Origin of the sequence: Mesobacillus jeotgali (assembly GCF_002874535.1) — a bacterium.
Taxonomy (GTDB): Bacteria; Bacillota; Bacilli; order Bacillales; family Cytobacillaceae; genus Mesobacillus; species Mesobacillus jeotgali.
The window spans coordinates 3,312,394-3,330,565 of record NZ_CP025025.1; the positions used below are offsets into that span (position 1 = coordinate 3,312,394).

The following is an 18,172-nucleotide window of genomic DNA, read 5'->3' on the forward strand; positions in this document are numbered from 1 at the left end:
AAAAAATTCTGCCTAATAACCTTTTCGCTGCCTCTCATAATTTACTTCATTTTTCTTAATATATGCCTGTTCAATTTGATCCTCGTTCAAACCGAGCAACTGGGCAAGCTTCAGGTAGCCTTGGAATAATTGAACATAATCTTCTTTGCTGCGGCTGTTCCTGAATTTCTGTGCGTACTCGTAAATAGAAAGGAACTGCTTGGTAGCGTCTAGCTCATCCAATTGGCTTTGCGTGATTGTCTCCAGGTCCTCAAAACCACACTCAATCCCCAAGGACAATATAAAATGAACACCATCCACAAATTCCTCAAGGATGGTCTCTGTTTCGGAGGCAGGCTTCACACTCCAAAACTTGAAACATCTAGTCTCGTTAGCAAGTTCGCCAATTTCAACAAGCAGCGCGAGGACCTTTCGATCAAATAAATCTTCATTTTCAAGACCATGTTGCGATTCAATATGACTATCGAGTGCTTTTTGCATTTTAAAAAGGGTTGTTGTGTTCATTTTTCAGCTCCATCTTATGATTTTGTTGACTAAATGATTAAGTTTCTGACTTCGGACAGCTTTCTCGCGCTTTCCTTCAATCCTGTCCAAACTTGACCTGACTTCGGACAGCTTTCTCGCCTTTTCCTCCAAACCTGTCCGAACTTGACCTGACTTCGGACAGCTTTCTCGCCTTTTCATCCAAACCTGTCCGAACTTGACCCGACTTCGGACAGCTTTCTCACCTTTTCATCCAAACCTGTCTGAACTTGACCTGACTTCGGACAGCTTTCTCGCCTTTTCCTCCAAACCTGTCCGAACTTGACCTGACTTCAGACATCAACTTTCTTCTGATTCACCCAAAATCTGTCCGAATCGCCAAATCTTATTCTTCATCCTAAAAAAAGTATAAAACAATTATAAAATTGTTGAAACTATTTAGAATCTCATCCGTAAATAAGGAAAGTTCGCATTGGAGGGGCAGTCATGATCCTGCTTTTACGTCTAATTTTATTACTGTTATTCATTTTTTTAATATACAGCGCGGTGAAGTATTTATTCCACCCGAAAAGGAAGCTGGAGCTTGCTCATGAACAGAAGCGCTTTTTCTTATTGGATGATCCAGACAATGTCCGCAAGAATTTCTTATTAACATATAAGGGTGTTTTATTTGAAGGCGAAAAGTATTTAGGCACAACTCCGTCTGCTTTTGAGGTTGTTTCCATTTTCATTTGGCCTAAAAAAACCTCGGCCTTGAAAGGGCTTGTCCTTGAGGATTTCCAATTCATTGAACGGAAAATCCGTGAGAGCTATCCGGTGGCCAAAATCGACTGGAAAAGCCCAATTAAGGAATTCATGGCAAATCATGAACATGATGATGAGATATAAAATGTAAAAGCGTCCGAAATATTCCGGACGCTTTTTTTATGTTATTCTATCAAAAAATTCACGCCATTTAATGAAGGTAATTTTCTCACGCAACAAATAGGCAAACAGCAAAAATACAATCATCAGAAAGAGCCCTGTAAATGAGTCAAATTCTCCGACATACTCCCCGAATATCGTATAAAATATGACGAATGGAATATTGGCGAGAAATGAAGCAAACATAAAGTCTTTAAAATTACTTTTCCGCTCGTAAAGGCAAAAGCTTAGCAGCTGGTAATGAATCACCGGCACAAGCCTCAATAGCGCCACCTGGGCAACGGTCAGATCCCTGAAGCGCCCTACCAGCCTTTTTTTCAGCCTGCTTAGCTTGTTCATCATCTCTGGAATCTGCCTCATCAAAACGTAGAATAATATACTTGCTCCCGACAAGCCGAGCAGCGAATATACGATTCCCGGTACGATCCCAAATATTAACCCGCCAGCAATACAGACAACCGCAGGAGGTATGAATACAAATTGGCGGAAGACATGAAACAATATAAACAATACTGGTGCATACCAGCCTCCAGATTCCACAATGATTAGCAGCATTGACCACGCATCATCCATTTTTGTCACCTGCCTGCTTAGTCTTTGTTGCTACTAGCTTATAGAATCATACAAGCTGTTATGACAAAAGCTTAAATAAATATGTAAATATACCAAGCTCAATAATAGCAAGGAGTGGCAACCCATATTTAAACTGGGCATGCTTCGTCTTATGCCTGAAATGCTTCATACCAGCTGTTGCCCCGATTGCCCCTCCCAAAAAAGCAACATTCCATAGTGTTTTTTCGCTTATTCGATAATGATTGTTTCTTGCCCGCTTTTTATCCATTCCCATGATAAAAAAGCCCGCAAGGTTCATGACTGCAATCAAGCCGGCCAAACTCCATATCCCCACATCTTCACGTCCTCTTTAAGTTCTTTGAAATCATTATATCTTATAAAAAGAAAAAACCACTCTCAATATGAGAATGGTTCATCTTATCGATTTAATTACTTGTTGAACTGCTGCTTAGCTGTTTCAGCCAATTGAGCGAATGCTGCTGCATCGCTTACTGCAAGTTCAGCAAGCATCTTGCGGTTTACTTCGATACCTGCAAGCTTAAGGCCGTGCATCATACGGCTGTAAGAAAGGCCGTTCATGCGAGCTGCTGCGTTGATACGAGCAATCCAAAGTTTGCGGAAGTCGCGCTTCTTCTGGCGACGGTCGCGGAATGCATACATTAGAGATTTCATAACCTGCTGGTTAGCAACTTTGTATAATGTATGTTTAGAACCGAAATAACCTTTTGCTAATTTGATGACTTTTTTACGACGCTTGCGCGTAACTGTACCGCCTTTTACACGTGGCATGTAATTTCCCTCCTATATAAATCGAGATCGCTCGAATTTACTTAATGTTGTCAAGCATGTGACGAATACGTTTGAAATCGCCCTTAGAAACAATTGCAGATTTGCGAAGCTTACGCTTAGCTTTTGTAGACTTGTTAGCAAATAAGTGGCTAGTGTAAGCGTGTGAACGCTTAAGCTTGCCAGTTCCAGTTTTCTTGAAACGTTTGGCAGTGCCGCGGTGAGTTTTCATTTTTGGCATAGGGACTTCCTCCTCGTTACTTTTCAGTTTTAGGTGCTAGAACTAGGAACATGCTTCGGCCATCCATTTTCGGATGTGATTCGATTGTCGCTACTTCTTTGCAAGCTTCAGAGAAGCGATCAAGAACACGTTGACCGATTTCCTTATGGGTTATAGCACGGCCCTTAAAACGGATAGATGCTTTAACCTTATCGCCTTTTTCCAGGAACTTGATAGCATTGCGCAACTTTGTGTTAAAGTCATGCTCATCAATTGACGGACTAAGACGGACTTCTTTAGTTGTGATGATTTTTTGGTTCTTACGTGCTTCTTTTTCTTTCTTTTGCTGTTCGAACTTGAATTTTCCGTAGTCCATGATTCGGCCTACAGGAGGCTTCGCGTTCGGAGCAACAAGGACAAGATCAAGATTTACGCGTGCTGCGATCTCAAGAGCCTCAGCTTTGGATTTGATTCCTAATTGCTCGCCGTTTTGATCGATCAGACGAATTTCGCGAGCACGAATTCCCTCGTTTAGTAACATCGCATCTTTGCTAATAATTAGCCACCTCCAGGGTTTTATCGAATACATTGTCAAGGAGAAGAAGTACATTGCTCGGCCGAAGCCTCATCTTGCTCACACAATGACATACGATATAGTCCGTTTTTATTTTGCAATAAAAAAAGTGCAGGCGACGACACCCACACTTACGGAAACAAAATAATTAGACGTTTACGTATTACCTGCCAACAGCTGAAATGCGTCAGCCAGGTGAGAAGCGGGTGCTTCTTCTTTCCTAAAACTTGTATTCAGTTCACTCTTGCTAATATAGCATATAGAAATCGATGTGTCAAACGAATCACTTTCGTTAACTGCAACAAAAAGTATTGTATCAGATAGAAATACATGCTGCAATACTTTTTTTCAGGCATTGTAAGATTCTCCTTCTAAAATATTCTGCCAAATAAACGAATAATCCTTAGTATAGGTTGATTTTTCACAACTTAAATCCGGATTTCTTGCTATAATTATTGGTAGAAATAGACAAGAAAGCTGGTGTACATATGTTGATCGCAATCATCATTACTGGTGTGATCACTGGATTACTCGCTGGCACTGCATTGAAATTTTTCAGGACTGGCTATGGTTTCTCCAATGATATTGATAATCGGCCCATCCACATCAAATCGTGCCGATTCTGTGGCGAAAGGGTACAGCGCAGCTATTCGAAAAACCTTTGTCCATCATGTTCTAAACCTTTAGAATAAAAACACAAAAAATAATAGGAGCCAGTCGGCTCCTATTATTTTTATTTCTTCGCTTCCTTCCTGAACGACTCAAGGAATTCATCAAAGGCAATTGTTTCGGATTTTTGTTCACCGTATTTACGGACATTGACTGCTTTTTCTGTTACTTCATTGTCACCGACTACGAGCATATAAGGAACCTTTTGCATTTGCGCTTCGCGGATTTTATAGCCGATCTTTTCGTCGCGGCCATCGATTTCAACGCGGAAGCCTTCTGCCTTAAGCTTCTCCTTGATTTCTCTTGCGTAGTCATAGTGGACTGATGGAGATACCGGGATGATCTGTGCCTGGACTGGAGCCAGCCAAGTCGGGAACGCCCCTTTATACTCTTCGATCAGGAAGGCTACAAAGCGTTCCATAGTCGATACGACACCGCGGTGGATGACGACAGGACGATGGTGCTTGCCATCTTCTCCGATATAAGTCAGGTCGAAGCGTTCTGGAAGCAAGAAGTCAAGCTGTACTGTTGAAAGAGTCTCCTCTTTGCCAAGGGCAGTCTTGACCTGGACATCAAGCTTCGGTCCGTAGAATGCTGCTTCGCCTTCAGCCTCGAAATATTCCAGACCCATTTCATCCATCGCTTCTTTAAGCATAGCTTGAGCCTTTTCCCACATCTGATCATCATCGAAGTACTTTTCCTTGTCTTCAGGATCTCTGTAGGATAGACGGAACGAATAGTCATTCATATCAAAATCCTTGTAGACTTCAAGCACAAGCTCTACTACACGCTTGAACTCTTCCTTGATCTGGTCAGGGCGAACAAAGAGGTGAGCATCGTTCAGAGTCATACCGCGCACACGCTGCAACCCAGCCAACGCGCCGGACATTTCATAACGGTGCATTGTTCCAAGCTCGGCAATCCTGATTGGAAGCTCCCTGTAGCTATGGATGCTGTTTTTGTATACCATCATGTGGTGCGGACAGTTCATTGGTCTTAGAACGAGTTGTTCATTTTCCATTTCCATTACCGGGAACATGTTTTCCTGATAGTGGTCCCAGTGTCCGGAAGTTTTATAAAGATCAACACTTCCCATAACCGGAGTATAGACATGGTCATAACCAAGGCTGACTTCTTTATCAACGATATAGCGCTCGATGATGCGGCGGATTGTCGCACCTTTTGGAAGCCATAGCGGTAGACCCTGGCCAACCTTCTGGGAATTAGTAAATAAGTTAAGCTCCTTGCCTAGCTTGCGATGGTCACGTTCCTTCGCTTCTTCCAGCAGCCTCAAGTGCTCTTTCAGGTCTTCCTTCTTGAAGAAAGCTGTTCCGTAAATACGCTGGAGCATCTTGTTGTCACTGTCGCCTCGCCAGTAAGCACCAGCAATGCTCAGCAATTTGAATTCCTTCAGCTTGCCAGTTGATGGTACGTGTACTCCACGGCAAAGGTCGACAAAGTCTCCCTGTTCATAAAGAGTGACCTTCTCATCCGCCGGGATCGCTTCAATCAATTCAAGCTTATAAGGGTCCCCAAGCTCCTTGAAAAACTTGACTGCATCTTCACGGCTTACTTCTTTACGGACAATTTCAATGTTCTCATTGATGATTTTCTTCATTTCCTTTTCAATCTCTGGCAAATCTTCCGGGGATAAAGAATGTTCCATATCGATATCATAGTAGAAGCCGCCTTCAATTACCGGCCCTACTCCAAGGTTAACATCTTTATACAGACGCTTGATTGCCTGTGCCATCAAGTGAGCTGAGCTGTGGCGCAGGATTTCTAGTGCTTCTGGATGATCAGGAGTGACGATTTCGATCGCTGCATCCTCCTCGATCGCTCTCTTGAGATCATACGGCTGTCCATTGACCATACCGGCAATGGCTTTCTTCTTTAGGCCCGGGCTGATCGAGCTGGCGATATCTTCAGTAGTTGTGCCTGCCGGAAACTCCTTCACTGCTCCATCTGGAAACGATATTTTTAACATGTCTGCCATTGGCTTTTCCTCCTTTTAAAATGTGGCGCAAATTTTTGCGCGAAAAATAAAAAAACCCGTCCCTGAAACAGGGACGAGTTTGATCACACGTGGTTCCACCCAATTCCCACTCTTGCGCAAAAATAAACGCAGGAATGGCTCTGGTTGCGGTAACGGCTTCTGCCGCCAGCCAATACTTGCCCTATGGGCGTTCACAGCTGGAGTTCAGAGGTGGTAAGCGTTTCTTTAGTGTTAGGAAGTTTTCAGCCAAGCCTTCCCTCTCTGGAAACCTTTCAAGAATGCCCATGTCCTCATCATTACATTCACTATTGATTTAGTATGTACGTAATTATAGTTTGTAATGTTTTGAAAATCAAGTGGGCTATTGTATATTTTCACGATCCTCTTTAAAAAAGTTTACTTTTTCGTCATGAAAAGCGGAAACTGGACTGACTTTCACACGTTCTTCAAAAAGATTGATGATCGTCCTCACTAACGGCTGGTGAGGATCGTCCGTGTATAAGTAAATGGTTTCTGGCGCAATTGACAACAACGGCGCAATCGTCCCGGAATCTACATAGACCGGATGATTGACAAGCAGCTTGCGGTCAATCGTTTTAAACAGATCACTCCGTTTCATTTCTGTGAATTGCTGATTATAAAAGACCATATTCTCGTCAATCACCAGATATAAATGGGACATCTGCGGCTTCCTGTCCTCTAGAAAATCCCTCAGGGTATGCAGGAAAACCTGGTACTCCTGTTCCATCTTATACTCGTCAATCGCAATCTCTACCCATTGGGAGAGCTGCTCAGTGTAAGCCTTCAGCCTGAACATGACAAAGGAATCAAAAGAGAATGAAAGTCTTTCATTAAAAATTTCATTAATCGAACTCTGGATCATGCCTTGTTCCCCGACACCTTCCATGAAAGGAGCCAATTCTTTCCGGTTGCCTTCTATGACGGAATAAATGATATCAAGGATTTGGTCCTGTTCTTCACTGTCATTATAAAAATATGATTCTGCCAGGATGGCTCTTAACCAGTCATCACGTTTCACCTTTAAAATAAATTCATAAACACTTTTCTTGAGTACATGCAACTTTTCATTTTTATAAAATTCTTCTGGAATAAGCACTCTATTTCGATCTTCATTAAGAAGAATTGAATTCGTTTCCTGCCATGAAGCAAGCCTGGCGACTAAATGTTGGTACATATTCCAGGCATCCTGCTTTTTTTGGAAGATGATTTCAATCAACCATATCCCCCCTCTTAAATAATCCCTGATTATATATATGGGGGACTTGGACAATTTAGAAGTGTCCATATGGTCGATAACTGGTTATAAGTGCAAAAAAATGTGCCGCAGCTTGATTAGCTGTGGCACATTTTTTATATTCTGCGATTCTTGCCTTCTACTTTTACCGGCTCGGCAAGATATTTAATCCGTTCCATGATTCTTGCTGCCTTCAATTGTTCTTCTTCTCCCCGCTGGCTGTGCGTCAAATGATGCTCCAGTCCTTTTAAGTCGAAATTCGAGGTAAAGAAGGTTGGAAGGTTTTCAAGCATGCGGAACTGCAGGATTGTCCCGAGGATTTCATCCCTCGCCCAGCTGCTCATCGTTTCTGCTCCAATGTCATCGAGCATGAGTACATTAGCCTTTTTAATTGCTTCAAGCTTGTCATTGACAGTATGATCACCGATCGCATTTTTCATTTCTCTGAAAAATTCGGGTACATACACAATCAATGAACTAATCTGTTTCTGTGCAAGTTCATTCGCGATTGCGCCAAGCAAATATGATTTACCTGTCCCGAACGGTCCATGAAGGAATAAACCCTTTTTCTTTTGGCTAGGCTCATAATTCTCAACAAAGTCTTTTGCCATCTTGATCGCCTTGAACCTTCCGGCGTCATCGAGCTCAATATCCCCGAAAGATGCCTTCAAGATCTCCTTAGGCACAAAAATACTATTGATCAGGCGTGCATTCTTTTGCTGCTCATCATGCATGACCTTCTTCTTGCACCGGTCATATTTTATGTCAATGAAGTTCCCTTTTATGAAAAGCTCTGGCTCATATCCCTTAATCATGTTCTTGCAGCCTGCGAGACTCTCGCAATCTTCACAGCCTTTGCTCTGGTTGGAGAACTCATAAAGCTTCGACATACTGCCGTCGAGCATTTCCCTGGTGATATACTCTGCATTTTCATCGAGGAATTCCTTGATATGCTTATCCTGCATGACCTGCCTCTTGATAGCTTCATAGCGCTCCTGGAAATTCTGGTTATTCGCCAGCTTCTTCAATGTTTCATTAATGTTTTGCAAATGAATCACCTCCCAGATTTAAATTTCTTTAATTCTTCTTCAAGCTTTTTCTTTTCTATTTCAAAATCAGGATCCACATCTGCAGAATTTTTTTGCTGCTGAGCCTCTCCATCAGTCTTTTTACCAAACCAATCCGGCAGAACTTCTTTGCGGACAGGCTTCCTTTTTCCAGATGATGAGGAAGGCGCCTTCTTCCCGTCTGCCCATTCAAGATACTGCCTGTGCTCGCTTTTAGCAAGCTGCATTGCATCCCTGACCGTCGATATTTTTTTCCTGGACCAGTGGCTGGCAATCTTTTCAATATAACCCTTTGCCAGCTTCATATCCGTTTTGAGCATAACATATTGAACTAAAACATTCACGACTCCCGGCAGCAGCTTTTGCTTGAACATCACCTCTTCGATGATCTGTAAGTCTGCCTTCGATGGTTCCGCTCCGCCAGACAGATCAATCAAAAGCTGGCGCGGGGATGTTTTTTCGAAATAAATCACCAATTCCTCTTCCTGCGTTTTCGGTTTCTCGATACCAGCTTTATGCTGTAATGGCTGGGTCCGGTCCAGCAGTGCCGGGAGCTGGTCCTGGTGTTCAAATTGGTACCAGTCGCGGGCAGCCTTCCTCAATTCTTCTATATCTATTTCATTTTCAGCGGTTAATGCACTTAAGACGATGTTCTTCATCTTCAGGGCATCTATCCCATATAGAAAGGCAAGATTGCTGATTGCTTCCTTAACCTTCGATGTAAATGCTTTTTTAGGTATGAGAGATTCCTGAAGCCCTCCCAGCAGCAACTCGAAATTAAACTCCGCAGGGTCAATCTGTACTTTTGAAGATTCTACCCTGCCGATAAAGGAATTTCCTGCCTCAGCCTTCAGATCGGCAGCTGAATCCTCGTTATGCATGAGCGCCTGAGTCGGTACAGACAAGAACACATCCTGGAATGCCTTCGTAATCTCCTCATATCCGGGCTCTGATTCAGAAGATTTATCGCTGAAAAATCGTTTAAGCCGCAAAAATTGGTTCTTGCCGACTTTTCGATACAAATATACATTCAACATGCCATCAAGGAAGAATTGTTCAGGAGTCAACGGCGGCTGCAATTCATAAATGAATGAACGACCTTCCTCGCTGTTTTTTACATAGGTCTTCAGCAATCCCATACCTTCGAGCTTTTGGCGTGCCTGGTAAATATCCTTCAGGTTCATGTCCATGATCGTCATCAAGTTATGGTGTGTGACAGGCTGTGACCAAAGCCGATTCTCTTCCAGCTCAGCCCATAAAGTCATATAAAGGCTTAAGCAAGCTGGCCCAATCAAAGGCTGGTACAAGAAAGTGAGCACCTTGCGATCGTAGTCATGCAATAAACCACCGGATGCAACAATATATTGGTCTACAGGCAAAGTCTCTTGCCAATGCTGAGCCATCCCTTTCCCTCCATTCTGAATCGTTAAAAAGAACTACTTTTAAAAAATAGACGCTATTTGAGCTCTTCCTCATTATTTATTATTTTTATAAGAAGAGCTTAAAAAGAGCTGAAGTTCCCTTCAGCTCCTTAAGGATTTCACTTTAACCTACGAGACCCAGGTGTTATGATTGCTCTTTTTTCAACAACTCTTTCAATTCATCAATAAAGACATTAATGTCCTTAAACTGACGGTAAACAGACGCGAACCGGACATAGGCGACTTCATCAATCTTCGCCAGCCTGTCCATCACCATTTCCCCAACGGCTTCGCTCTTAACTTCAGAAACTCCATGGCTTCGAAGTTCTTTTTCTACTTCGGAAACCAAATCCTCGAGCTCTTTCAAAGCGACGGGACGCTTTTCACAAGCTTTTATTAAACCGCGAAGAAGTTTTTCCCGATTGAACTCTTCACGAGTACCTTCTTTTTTCACGACAATCAAAGGAATTTCTTCAACCTTCTCGAAGGTGGTAAAGCGAAATCCGCAAGCTTCGCATTCGCGTCTGCGTCGAATTGATCGGCTATCGTCAACCGGTCTTGAATCAAGAACCCGGGTAGAGTTATTTTGGCAAGTTGGACATTTCATTTCCATCAGCTCCGAATATTTTGAAATATAGTATGAGCGAAGGACCATTCGCTTGTTCCACCAATACGTCCATAAGCATTATCCTAATATTATCTTATAAAAAAGATGGGGATGGGACAAGAGGAACTATTGATTTCCATATTTGCCTGAACCAATAAACGGGTGTGTAGAGTCCAGTTTCTCATAAATCTTCACCAACTCCTGCTTCAGAGTCGGGTTGATGCCTGCCAATGAAAACTTTTCAGTAGAGATATGTAAGTCGACTGCGGTCTCAAATGGTTTTGTAGTAATAACAGTTGCCGTTAAAAAAGCAGGCAACTTCCCCTTTAATTCGGCTGATATTTCTCCATGTTCTTTGGAAACACTCGTTATCTTAAGCGAAGGGTCAGCCTTCAGCAGGTCTTCGACCGTCTGGAACATCTGGTTAAAGTTCGTTTTATAATAACGGGTCTTCAGCTGCTCGTCCCTATTGTTTTCACTTGTTCCGCTGAATTTTTCGTACCGTCCTGTTATGGATTTTAATACTGACATCAAAAATCCTCCTGCAAGTTATTTCTATTATCATTCTACCGTATTTTACGGCAAAATAAAAAGAGGTGTATCGCTACACCTCTTGTGAATTTTCATATTTTCAATTATAGAGCTTTAGCTTGTGCTTGCTTCACATGCACAGGACCCATGCCGCGTGGAATTTCGATATTCTCACGAGTTTGAGCGCCAAGAGCTTCTGCAATATAGTCAGCTGCAATGTTAGGATCCAGATCACCGCAAGTGTAAACATCGATGCTAGCGTATCCGTGTTCCGGGAAGCTATGAATAGTTAAATGTGATTCAGAAATAATGACAACTCCACTTACACCCTGTGGCGCAAATTTGTGGAAAGCCACTTCACGGATTTCAGCACCTGATTTCAATGCTGCTCCAACAAAAGTTTGTTCAATAAAATCCATATCATTCAATTTTTCAAAATCGCAACCCCAAAGTTCAGAAATTACATGACGACCCATTGTTTCCATATTCAATTTCCCCCTCTAACAATATTAGAATGAATTCCTTAGCTTCAATGGTATCTTAACTACCACGGGGGAAAGTTAGTCCAGAGAGGTCCTAACCCTTTAAGTAGCCAATTGGTACCGTTATTAAGAAGTTCACGATGACTAGTATACTTTGTTTATATTTTTTTTGCAACACATGAAATCAAATTTTTTTCATGATTTTTATGCTTCGATTTTTGTAGTTTGGAAGATAGCTATTTCATAGGCTTTTAAGGGGGTTCTAGCTATAAAAACTGTTGGGATTTTCACATGGGGATCGGCAGCAAAATTATATAAAAATAAGGCATTTAATACAGACAAAACAAAAAGCTTGCCGGTTGGCAAGCTTTTTGCGTTATTAGAATTATCCTACCTTTACAGTTGCAGAATTGGACATTGCGTGGGCAACATGCTTTGTCAGGTCTACAACCCTGCTTGAATATCCCCACTCATTGTCATACCATGCAAGAACCTTTACTTTGTTGGCACCGATGACCATTGTAGACAGGCCATCAATGATTGCAGAATGTTCATTCGTATTAAAGTCGATTGAAACAAGTGGATCAGTAGTGATATCAAGGACACCCTTGAGCTTTCCTTTTGATGCTGAATAGAATGCATCGTTGATTTCGTCCACTGTTACCTCACGCTTCAGGTCGACAACAAGGTCAACTAGCGAGACGTTTGGAGTCGGTACCCTTAGCGCCATACCATGCAGCTTTCCTTTAAGCTGAGGAAGCACAAGAGAAAGTGCCTTTGCTGCTCCTGTTGAAGTTGGAATGATGGATTGGCCGCAAGAACGCGCCCTGCGCAAATCCTTGTGCGGGTTATCGATATTATTCTGATCATTCGTATACGCATGAACAGTTGTCATCAAGCCATTTTCAATACCGAAAGTATCATCCAGCACTTTCGCAACCGGTGCAAGGCAGTTTGTTGTGCATGATGCATTCGAAATGATATCATGCTCTTCAATATTTAATGCGCTTTCATTTACTCCCATAACAATAGTGATATCCTCATTCGTACCAGGTGCTGTCAAAATGACCTTCTTTGCACCAGCATCAAGGTGAAGAGCAGCCTTGTCACGTGAATTGAACTTGCCTGTTGCTTCTATGACAATATCAATCTTCATTTCCTTCCATGGAAGCTCAGCAGGATTTCGATTGCTTAATAGCTTGACCGTCTTTCCGTTGACAACCAGGTGATCATCAGCCGGGATGACTTCTCCAGCAAATTGCCCGTGAGTGGAATCATATTTTATTAAATGCGCCAGTGTTTCAGCTGGGTAGCTCGCATTAATCGCTACAACCTCAAGATTTTCTTCAAGAATGGCTCTTCTGAATACCATTCTTCCAATTCTCCCAAAACCGTTTATCGCAATTCTCGCCTTCATTGTACGGCCCCTTCCGAATTAGTGTTATACTTAATAACCCCTTTGTATGGTATTAGTATAACATATTAAATTTTATTTGTGATAAATAAATGCACACATTTAAAATATAAAATAATTCTGATAATAATGATCATTTAACGGTAAGTTTAAAGACGCAAACAACCTTAGCCTGGCGAAGATTATATCTTATGGAACTTAGAGTAAACCTAAAAAATTAAATAGAGTAAAACCAGGAATAAATCGTTCGAAACCGGAATTATAACATGCTTAACCAGAAATGAGTCGGTTCATGCCACAAAAAAAGAGCCTACTCGGCTCTTAAGATTTCCCATTTATTTAATATTTCCATCAGTTGCTGCCTCGATAGCTCGATGCTGCCGCTGTTATCAATTACTGCGTCTGCCAAACTGACTTTATCCTTCAGCGGCATTTGTGATTTGATCCTGGAATATGCTTCTCCTTCCGAGAATCCATTTCGCTTCATCAGTCTTTCCAACTGAGTTTGCTCATCCACATAAATCACGATAATTTTTTCGACCAGTCCTGTCAGCTTGCTTTCAAACAAAAGCGGAATGTCCAGGACGACTGCTTTTTCACCTGCCGCCTCAGCTTTTTCTCTTTTCTGTGCCATCCGCTCCCTTACGGCAGGATGGACAATCGAATTAAGCAGTACCCGCTTTTCTTCATTGTTAAAGATGATTTCACCCAACTTAGGGCGGTTTATCGTGCGGTCCTCTTCTAAAATTCCTGTGCCAAAATGGCTGACAATATCATTGTATGCTTTCTCTCCTGGCTCAACAGCAAGCCTTGCTTCGATATCTGCGTCAATCACTGTGATGCCCAAGTTAGTGAACATTGCTGATATCGTGCTTTTTCCGCTTGCTATACCTCCTGTCAATCCGATAACTAATGACATCCCATTTTATCCTTTCAAGGGCCGGTTAAATTTTCATCAACCCAATTATGATCAATAATATCCCCGGCACAAAAGAAAATTTTTGCATCCAGCCGCTCTCCGAAAAATAACTGCCCATCCTCATCCCTGCATACACAAATAATGAACTCATGCAGGCAACAGTCAATGCAAGGTATCCTGGAGAGAATCCTAAAAACGCTGCCCCTACCCCTGCACCAAATGCATCAAGCGACAGGGCAAGCCCGAGCATGACAGCTTCAATTCCATTGATTGTACCCGATCGGTCAAAATCCGCTGTCATTGGTTTTTTCAAAATATTGATGACGATCCCAAGTGATTTGATTTCAAGATTCAGGATGATTTTTTCGTGACAGAGCAATTCTGTTTTGTCTTCGCGGAAAAATTGGAATAGTACCCATCCGCCTAAAACGATCAAGACAGCGCCACCCAGTGTCTCTGCCATTCCTGGTGAAAAAAAGCTCTCAAGAAAATGCCCGATCACCATGGCTGCCATCAGGACGACAGCCGAACAAACGGCTATTACAGCAATCGATTTAATCGGGATCTTCATTTTCCGCAATCCATACGTTAACCCTACACTGAAACTGTCAAGACTGACAGCGAATGCAAGTAAAAGCAGGGAGATTGTTTGTGCCATAAACTGAGCTCCTTCCTGTCAATCGCTACGTTAGTATATGGAAGGAGCCCAGTTATGGTGAGAAAATCAACAAGCCAATATCTTATTTAAGTTTCTGGCACGACGGGCAATAATGAGTACCGCGGCCGCCAACAACGGTTTTCTCCAATGGTGTTCCGCAAACCTTGCATGGTTCACCCTTGCGTCCGTATGCATAAAGCTGAAGCTGGAACATGCCAATCTGCCCTTGAGAGTTCACATAGGAACGGATCGTGCTGCCACCTTTCTCAACGGCTTCAGATAGAGTGCTGACTATTTCCCTGTACAGCACAGCCTCTTCTTCTGGAGACAAAGAGTTCGCAATTCTTTCCGGATGGATTTTCGCCCTGAACAACGCCTCATCTACGTAAATATTCCCTAGGCCAACAAGGATCTTCTGGTCAAGCAAGGCAGGTTTTATTTTTCGATTTGTCTTTTTCAGCTTTTCTGACAGCCATTCGACGGAAAAGTCATCCGAGAACGGCTCTGGTCCTAAATCGGCAAGCGGCTGGGTATCGAATTCCGACCCTTTTGCGTAAAGATGCATGGTGCCGAATTTCCGGACATCCTTGTAACGTAATTCTTTCCCATCAGTAAAATGAAAAATGACATGAGTGTGCTTTTCAACAGGTTCATCCGCGCCAAACAATCCATACTTCCCTTCCATTCTAAGATGGGAAACCAGTGAGTAATCACCTGTGTAAAAAATCAGGAATTTCCCTCTCCTGCCAACCTCTTTTATTGTCTGGCCTTTCAATGCATCGTTGAACTGCTCAACCTCATTCGGGCGCTTAATCATCTTTGGCCAAAAAACGGAGACCTCTTTGATTTCTTTGCCGATCGTCAGCACCTCTAACGTCCGCCTGACGGTTTCGACCTCTGGTAGTTCAGGCATTTTATCCCGCCTTTCTCTGTAAAATTCCTGTTGCAACTTCTACTTTGCGTCATACCAAGTCGGGCCATATGAGAAGTCCACCTTTAATGGCACCTTCAATTCAATGGCATTTTCCATGACTTCTGGCACGATTTTTTTCAATAACTCAACCTCATCTTTAGGTGCTTCAAAAATCAGTTCATCATGTACTTGAAGCAGCAGTCTTGTCTTTACGCCCTCTTCGCGCAGTCTCACTGCCATATCAATCATTGCCTTCTTGATAATATCTGCGGCACTTCCCTGGATCGGGGTATTCATTGCGGTACGTTCCGCAAAGCTTCTTAAGTTGAAATTGCGGGCCGTGATTTCAGGGATGTATCTGCGGCGATGCAATAATGTCTGGACATAGCCCTTCGCTTTTGCATCTTTGACGATTTCATCCATATATTCTTTGACACCAGGATAGCTTTCAAGGTACCGATCAATAAATTCGGCAGCTTCCTTCCTTGTAATGTTCAGGCTCTGGGATAATCCATAATCGCTGATCCCGTAAACAATCCCAAAGTTGACCGCTTTTGCATGTCGGCGCATATTGGAGGTGACTTCATCTTTCCCTACATTAAATACTTCCATTGCCGTCTTCGTATGGATATCCAAGTCATTCTGGAATGCATTAATCAGTTTCTCATCACCCGCAATATGGGCGAGGACACGAAGTTCAATTTGTGAATAGTCCGCTGCAAAGATGACCCAACCCTTTTCGGATGGAACAAATGCCTGCCTGATCTTCCGGCCTTCTTCAAGCCTGATTGGGATGTTCTGCAGGTTCGGATCCGTCGAGCTCAATCTTCCTGTCGCTGTTAGCGCCTGGTTGAATCTTGTATGCACTTTTTCAGTCTCTTTATTTACGACCTTTTGCAAGCCTTCAATATATGTTGATTGCAGCTTTCCTAACTGGCGGTAGTTAAGGATTTCTTCGATAATTTTATGTTTAGCTGCCAATTTTTCAAGGACGTCCGCTGAAGTAGAATAACCTGTCTTCGTCTTTTTTACTGCAGGCAATCCCAGTTTTTCAAACAGGATGACACCTAATTGTTTAGGAGAATTGATATTGAACTGTTCTCCTGCCATTTCAAAAATCCTGGTTTCAATATCGGCTAGACGGCCTTTGATTTCTTCGCCCATGTTATCCAGGCGATTCATATCAAGCTTAACTCCCTGATATTCCATATCAGCAAGCACCAATGATAGCGGCATTTCAAGACTGCTGAACAGATCATGCTGGTCATTGTCCCAAAGCTCCTGCTCAAGCTTTTCTTTTAATGACACAAGCACATCTGCCTTGCGCACGAGATGCTCTCCAAGGGTGCTTTCCTCAGGGATTTTCCGTTTGGCTCCCTTTCCATAGACAGCCTCATCAGCCTGCACGCTTGTGAAGCCATGCTGTCTCGCAATAGCCGACAAATCATCCGGTGACTCCGAAGGATTGATGATATAGGATGCCAGTGAAACATCGAAGTCAGCACCTTTTAGGTGGATGCCGTGATGGCGCAATGAAACCTCGGAACGTTTCGCATCATAGACAGTCTTTTTGCTTGTTTCATCCTCGGCCCATTTCTTGAATTCTTCCGATTCCAACGCGATTTTAACAGGCAGGTAGAAGCTGCCGTTTTCATTGACAACTCCAAAGCCGATAATATCTGCATAGTGGTAGTTATCCTCTAGCACCTCGACATAAAAGCCATTGTCTTTTGCAAAAATATCTTTCTCAATCTTATCAAGCTGCTTGAACTCAATGTCTTCAAGTTCTATATTTTCGGCTTCCGTAACGGCTCCCAGCTTGTCCAGCAGGGAATTGAATCCGAGTTCCTTAAACATTTTCACGAGCTTTTCGTTCTCTGCGCCTTCATATTCAAGCTCACTTAACTCTAATCCTACAGGTGCTTCACGCGTGATGGTGGCAAGTTCCTTGCTCATGACAGCCTGGTCTTTGAACTCCTCAAGCTTTTCCTTAAGCTTTTTCCCGTTGATCTGGTCAATTGATTCAATTAGCTTTTCAAGAGTGCCATATTCCTTCAAAAGCTTGATCGCCGTCTTTTCCCCAACGCCAGGAACTCCTGGAATGTTATCGGAAGCATCTCCCATAAGACCCTTCATATCAATGATTTGCTCCGCAGTAAGTCCATACTTTTCCTTGATATGCTCAGGTGTATATTCTTCAATATCGGTAATGCCTTTTCTTGTGATACTGACTGTCGTCTTTTCGGAACTCAACTGCGTTAAGTCCTTATCACCTGAAATGACCTTTGTCTCGAAGCCTTCTTTTTCAGCCACCAAGCTTAATGTGCCGATAATGTCATCGGCTTCATAGTTCTCCAGCTCATATTGCTGGATGCCATAAGCCGTCAGCAATTCACGGATAAATGGAAACTGCTCAGAAAGCTCAGGCGGCGTTTTTTGTCTTCCACCCTTGTACTCACTGAAGGTTTTATGCCTGAATGTCGTCTTGCCTGCATCAAACGCAACAAGAATATGGGTGGGCTTTTCATCCTCGAGAATTTTCATCAGCATCATCGTAAAGCCATAAACAGCATTTGTATGTATCCCTTTTTCATTATTCAACAGCGGCAGTGCAAAAAACGCACGGTATGCAATACTGTTTCCATCTATCAAAACAAGCTTCTTTGACATGTCATTCCTC

20 protein-coding genes and 1 other annotated feature are annotated in these 18,172 nt (G+C 42.7%); of the genes, 2 read left to right on the forward strand and 18 right to left on the reverse strand.

Going from position 1 to position 18,172, the window contains the following annotated elements:
* Positions 1-12 precede the first annotated feature (12 nt).
* Positions 13-504, reverse strand: coding sequence for a dUTP diphosphatase (locus CD004_RS16830; RefSeq protein WP_102263816.1), 492 nt, complete (start codon positions 502-504; stop codon positions 13-15).
* Positions 505-969: 465 nt separating this feature from the next.
* Here CD004_RS16830 and CD004_RS16835 point away from each other — a divergent pair, with 465 nt between their 5' ends.
* Complete coding sequence (locus CD004_RS16835; protein ID WP_102263817.1) at positions 970-1,371, forward strand: sigma-w pathway protein ysdB; 402 nt, start codon at positions 970-972, stop codon at positions 1,369-1,371.
* A gap of 36 nt (positions 1,372-1,407) precedes the next feature.
* Here the strand turns inward: CD004_RS16835 and CD004_RS16840 are convergent, their stop codons facing one another.
* The 5 genes from CD004_RS16840 to infC all read right to left on the reverse strand — a co-directional run bounded on the left by CD004_RS16840 (position 1,408) and on the right by infC (position 3,527).
* Complete coding sequence (locus tag CD004_RS16840) at positions 1,408-1,980, reverse strand: TVP38/TMEM64 family protein (protein ID WP_102263818.1); 573 nt, start codon at positions 1,978-1,980, stop codon at positions 1,408-1,410.
* 58 nt (positions 1,981-2,038) lie between these two features.
* The gene (locus tag CD004_RS16845; RefSeq protein ID WP_319005006.1) at positions 2,039-2,314 is read right to left on the reverse strand and encodes a DUF1294 domain-containing protein; all 276 of its coding nucleotides are present in this window, start codon (positions 2,312-2,314) and stop codon (positions 2,039-2,041) included.
* Between the two features lie 95 nt (positions 2,315-2,409).
* Positions 2,410-2,769 (reverse strand): 50S ribosomal protein L20, encoded by a 360-nt coding sequence (rplT, locus tag CD004_RS16850; protein ID WP_102263819.1) that lies wholly within the window; start codon positions 2,767-2,769, stop codon positions 2,410-2,412.
* A gap of 37 nt (positions 2,770-2,806) precedes the next feature.
* The gene (gene rpmI / locus CD004_RS16855) at positions 2,807-3,007 is read right to left on the reverse strand and encodes a 50S ribosomal protein L35 (RefSeq protein ID WP_023627047.1); all 201 of its coding nucleotides are present in this window, start codon (positions 3,005-3,007) and stop codon (positions 2,807-2,809) included.
* Between the two features lie 16 nt (positions 3,008-3,023).
* Entirely contained in the window at positions 3,024-3,527 is a 504-nt protein-coding gene (infC, locus tag CD004_RS16860) for a translation initiation factor IF-3 (protein WP_158651580.1), read from the reverse strand.
* A gap of 130 nt (positions 3,528-3,657) precedes the next feature.
* Positions 3,658-3,784 (reverse strand) — a sequence feature (ribosomal protein L20 leader region).
* 264 nt (positions 3,785-4,048) lie between these two features.
* Here infC and CD004_RS23875 point away from each other — a divergent pair.
* A complete protein-coding gene (locus CD004_RS23875) occupies positions 4,049-4,252 on the forward strand; it encodes a hypothetical protein (RefSeq protein WP_158651581.1) in 204 nt (67 codons plus the stop codon).
* A 41-nt stretch (positions 4,253-4,293) separates the two neighbouring features.
* Here CD004_RS23875 and thrS read toward each other — a convergent pair whose 3' ends face one another.
* From thrS to polA, 12 genes are all read right to left on the reverse strand, one after another.
* Positions 4,294-6,225 carry a threonine--tRNA ligase gene (gene thrS, locus CD004_RS16865; RefSeq protein ID WP_102263820.1) on the reverse strand — a complete coding sequence of 644 codons (1,932 nt, stop codon included), beginning with the start codon at positions 6,223-6,225 and terminating at the stop codon, positions 4,294-4,296.
* Positions 6,226-6,586: 361 nt separating this feature from the next.
* Positions 6,587-7,462 (reverse strand): putative sporulation protein YtxC, encoded by an 876-nt coding sequence (gene ytxC / locus CD004_RS16870; protein WP_102263821.1) that lies wholly within the window; start codon positions 7,460-7,462, stop codon positions 6,587-6,589.
* 134 nt (positions 7,463-7,596) lie between these two features.
* The gene (gene dnaI, locus CD004_RS16875; RefSeq protein WP_102263822.1) at positions 7,597-8,529 is read right to left on the reverse strand and encodes a primosomal protein DnaI; all 933 of its coding nucleotides are present in this window, start codon (positions 8,527-8,529) and stop codon (positions 7,597-7,599) included.
* 5 nt (positions 8,530-8,534) lie between these two features.
* A complete protein-coding gene (locus tag CD004_RS16880) occupies positions 8,535-9,950 on the reverse strand; it encodes a replication initiation and membrane attachment family protein (protein ID WP_102263823.1) in 1,416 nt (471 codons plus the stop codon).
* Between the two features lie 163 nt (positions 9,951-10,113).
* Complete coding sequence (gene nrdR / locus CD004_RS16885; RefSeq protein ID WP_102265147.1) at positions 10,114-10,575, reverse strand: transcriptional regulator NrdR; 462 nt, start codon at positions 10,573-10,575, stop codon at positions 10,114-10,116.
* 126 nt (positions 10,576-10,701) lie between these two features.
* Complete coding sequence (locus tag CD004_RS16890; RefSeq protein ID WP_102263824.1) at positions 10,702-11,106, reverse strand: hypothetical protein; 405 nt, start codon at positions 11,104-11,106, stop codon at positions 10,702-10,704.
* A gap of 104 nt (positions 11,107-11,210) precedes the next feature.
* Positions 11,211-11,591: an adenosylmethionine decarboxylase gene (gene speD / locus CD004_RS16895; protein ID WP_041967626.1), complete on the reverse strand. Its 381-nt coding sequence runs from the start codon at positions 11,589-11,591 to the stop codon at positions 11,211-11,213.
* A gap of 382 nt (positions 11,592-11,973) precedes the next feature.
* A complete protein-coding gene (locus tag CD004_RS16900; RefSeq protein ID WP_102263825.1) occupies positions 11,974-13,005 on the reverse strand; it encodes a glyceraldehyde-3-phosphate dehydrogenase in 1,032 nt (343 codons plus the stop codon).
* A 307-nt stretch (positions 13,006-13,312) separates the two neighbouring features.
* Entirely contained in the window at positions 13,313-13,921 is a 609-nt protein-coding gene (gene coaE / locus CD004_RS16905) for a dephospho-CoA kinase (RefSeq protein ID WP_102263826.1), read from the reverse strand.
* Positions 13,922-13,946: 25 nt separating this feature from the next.
* The gene (gene ytaF, locus CD004_RS16910) at positions 13,947-14,579 is read right to left on the reverse strand and encodes a sporulation membrane protein YtaF (protein ID WP_102263827.1); all 633 of its coding nucleotides are present in this window, start codon (positions 14,577-14,579) and stop codon (positions 13,947-13,949) included.
* Between the two features lie 82 nt (positions 14,580-14,661).
* On the reverse strand, positions 14,662-15,492 hold the full coding sequence (mutM, locus tag CD004_RS16915; RefSeq protein WP_102263828.1) for a DNA-formamidopyrimidine glycosylase: 831 nt from the start codon (positions 15,490-15,492) through the stop codon (positions 14,662-14,664).
* A 39-nt stretch (positions 15,493-15,531) separates the two neighbouring features.
* Positions 15,532-18,162, reverse strand: coding sequence for a DNA polymerase I (gene polA / locus CD004_RS16920; protein ID WP_102263829.1), 2,631 nt, complete (start codon positions 18,160-18,162; stop codon positions 15,532-15,534).
* Positions 18,163-18,172 lie beyond the last annotated feature (10 nt).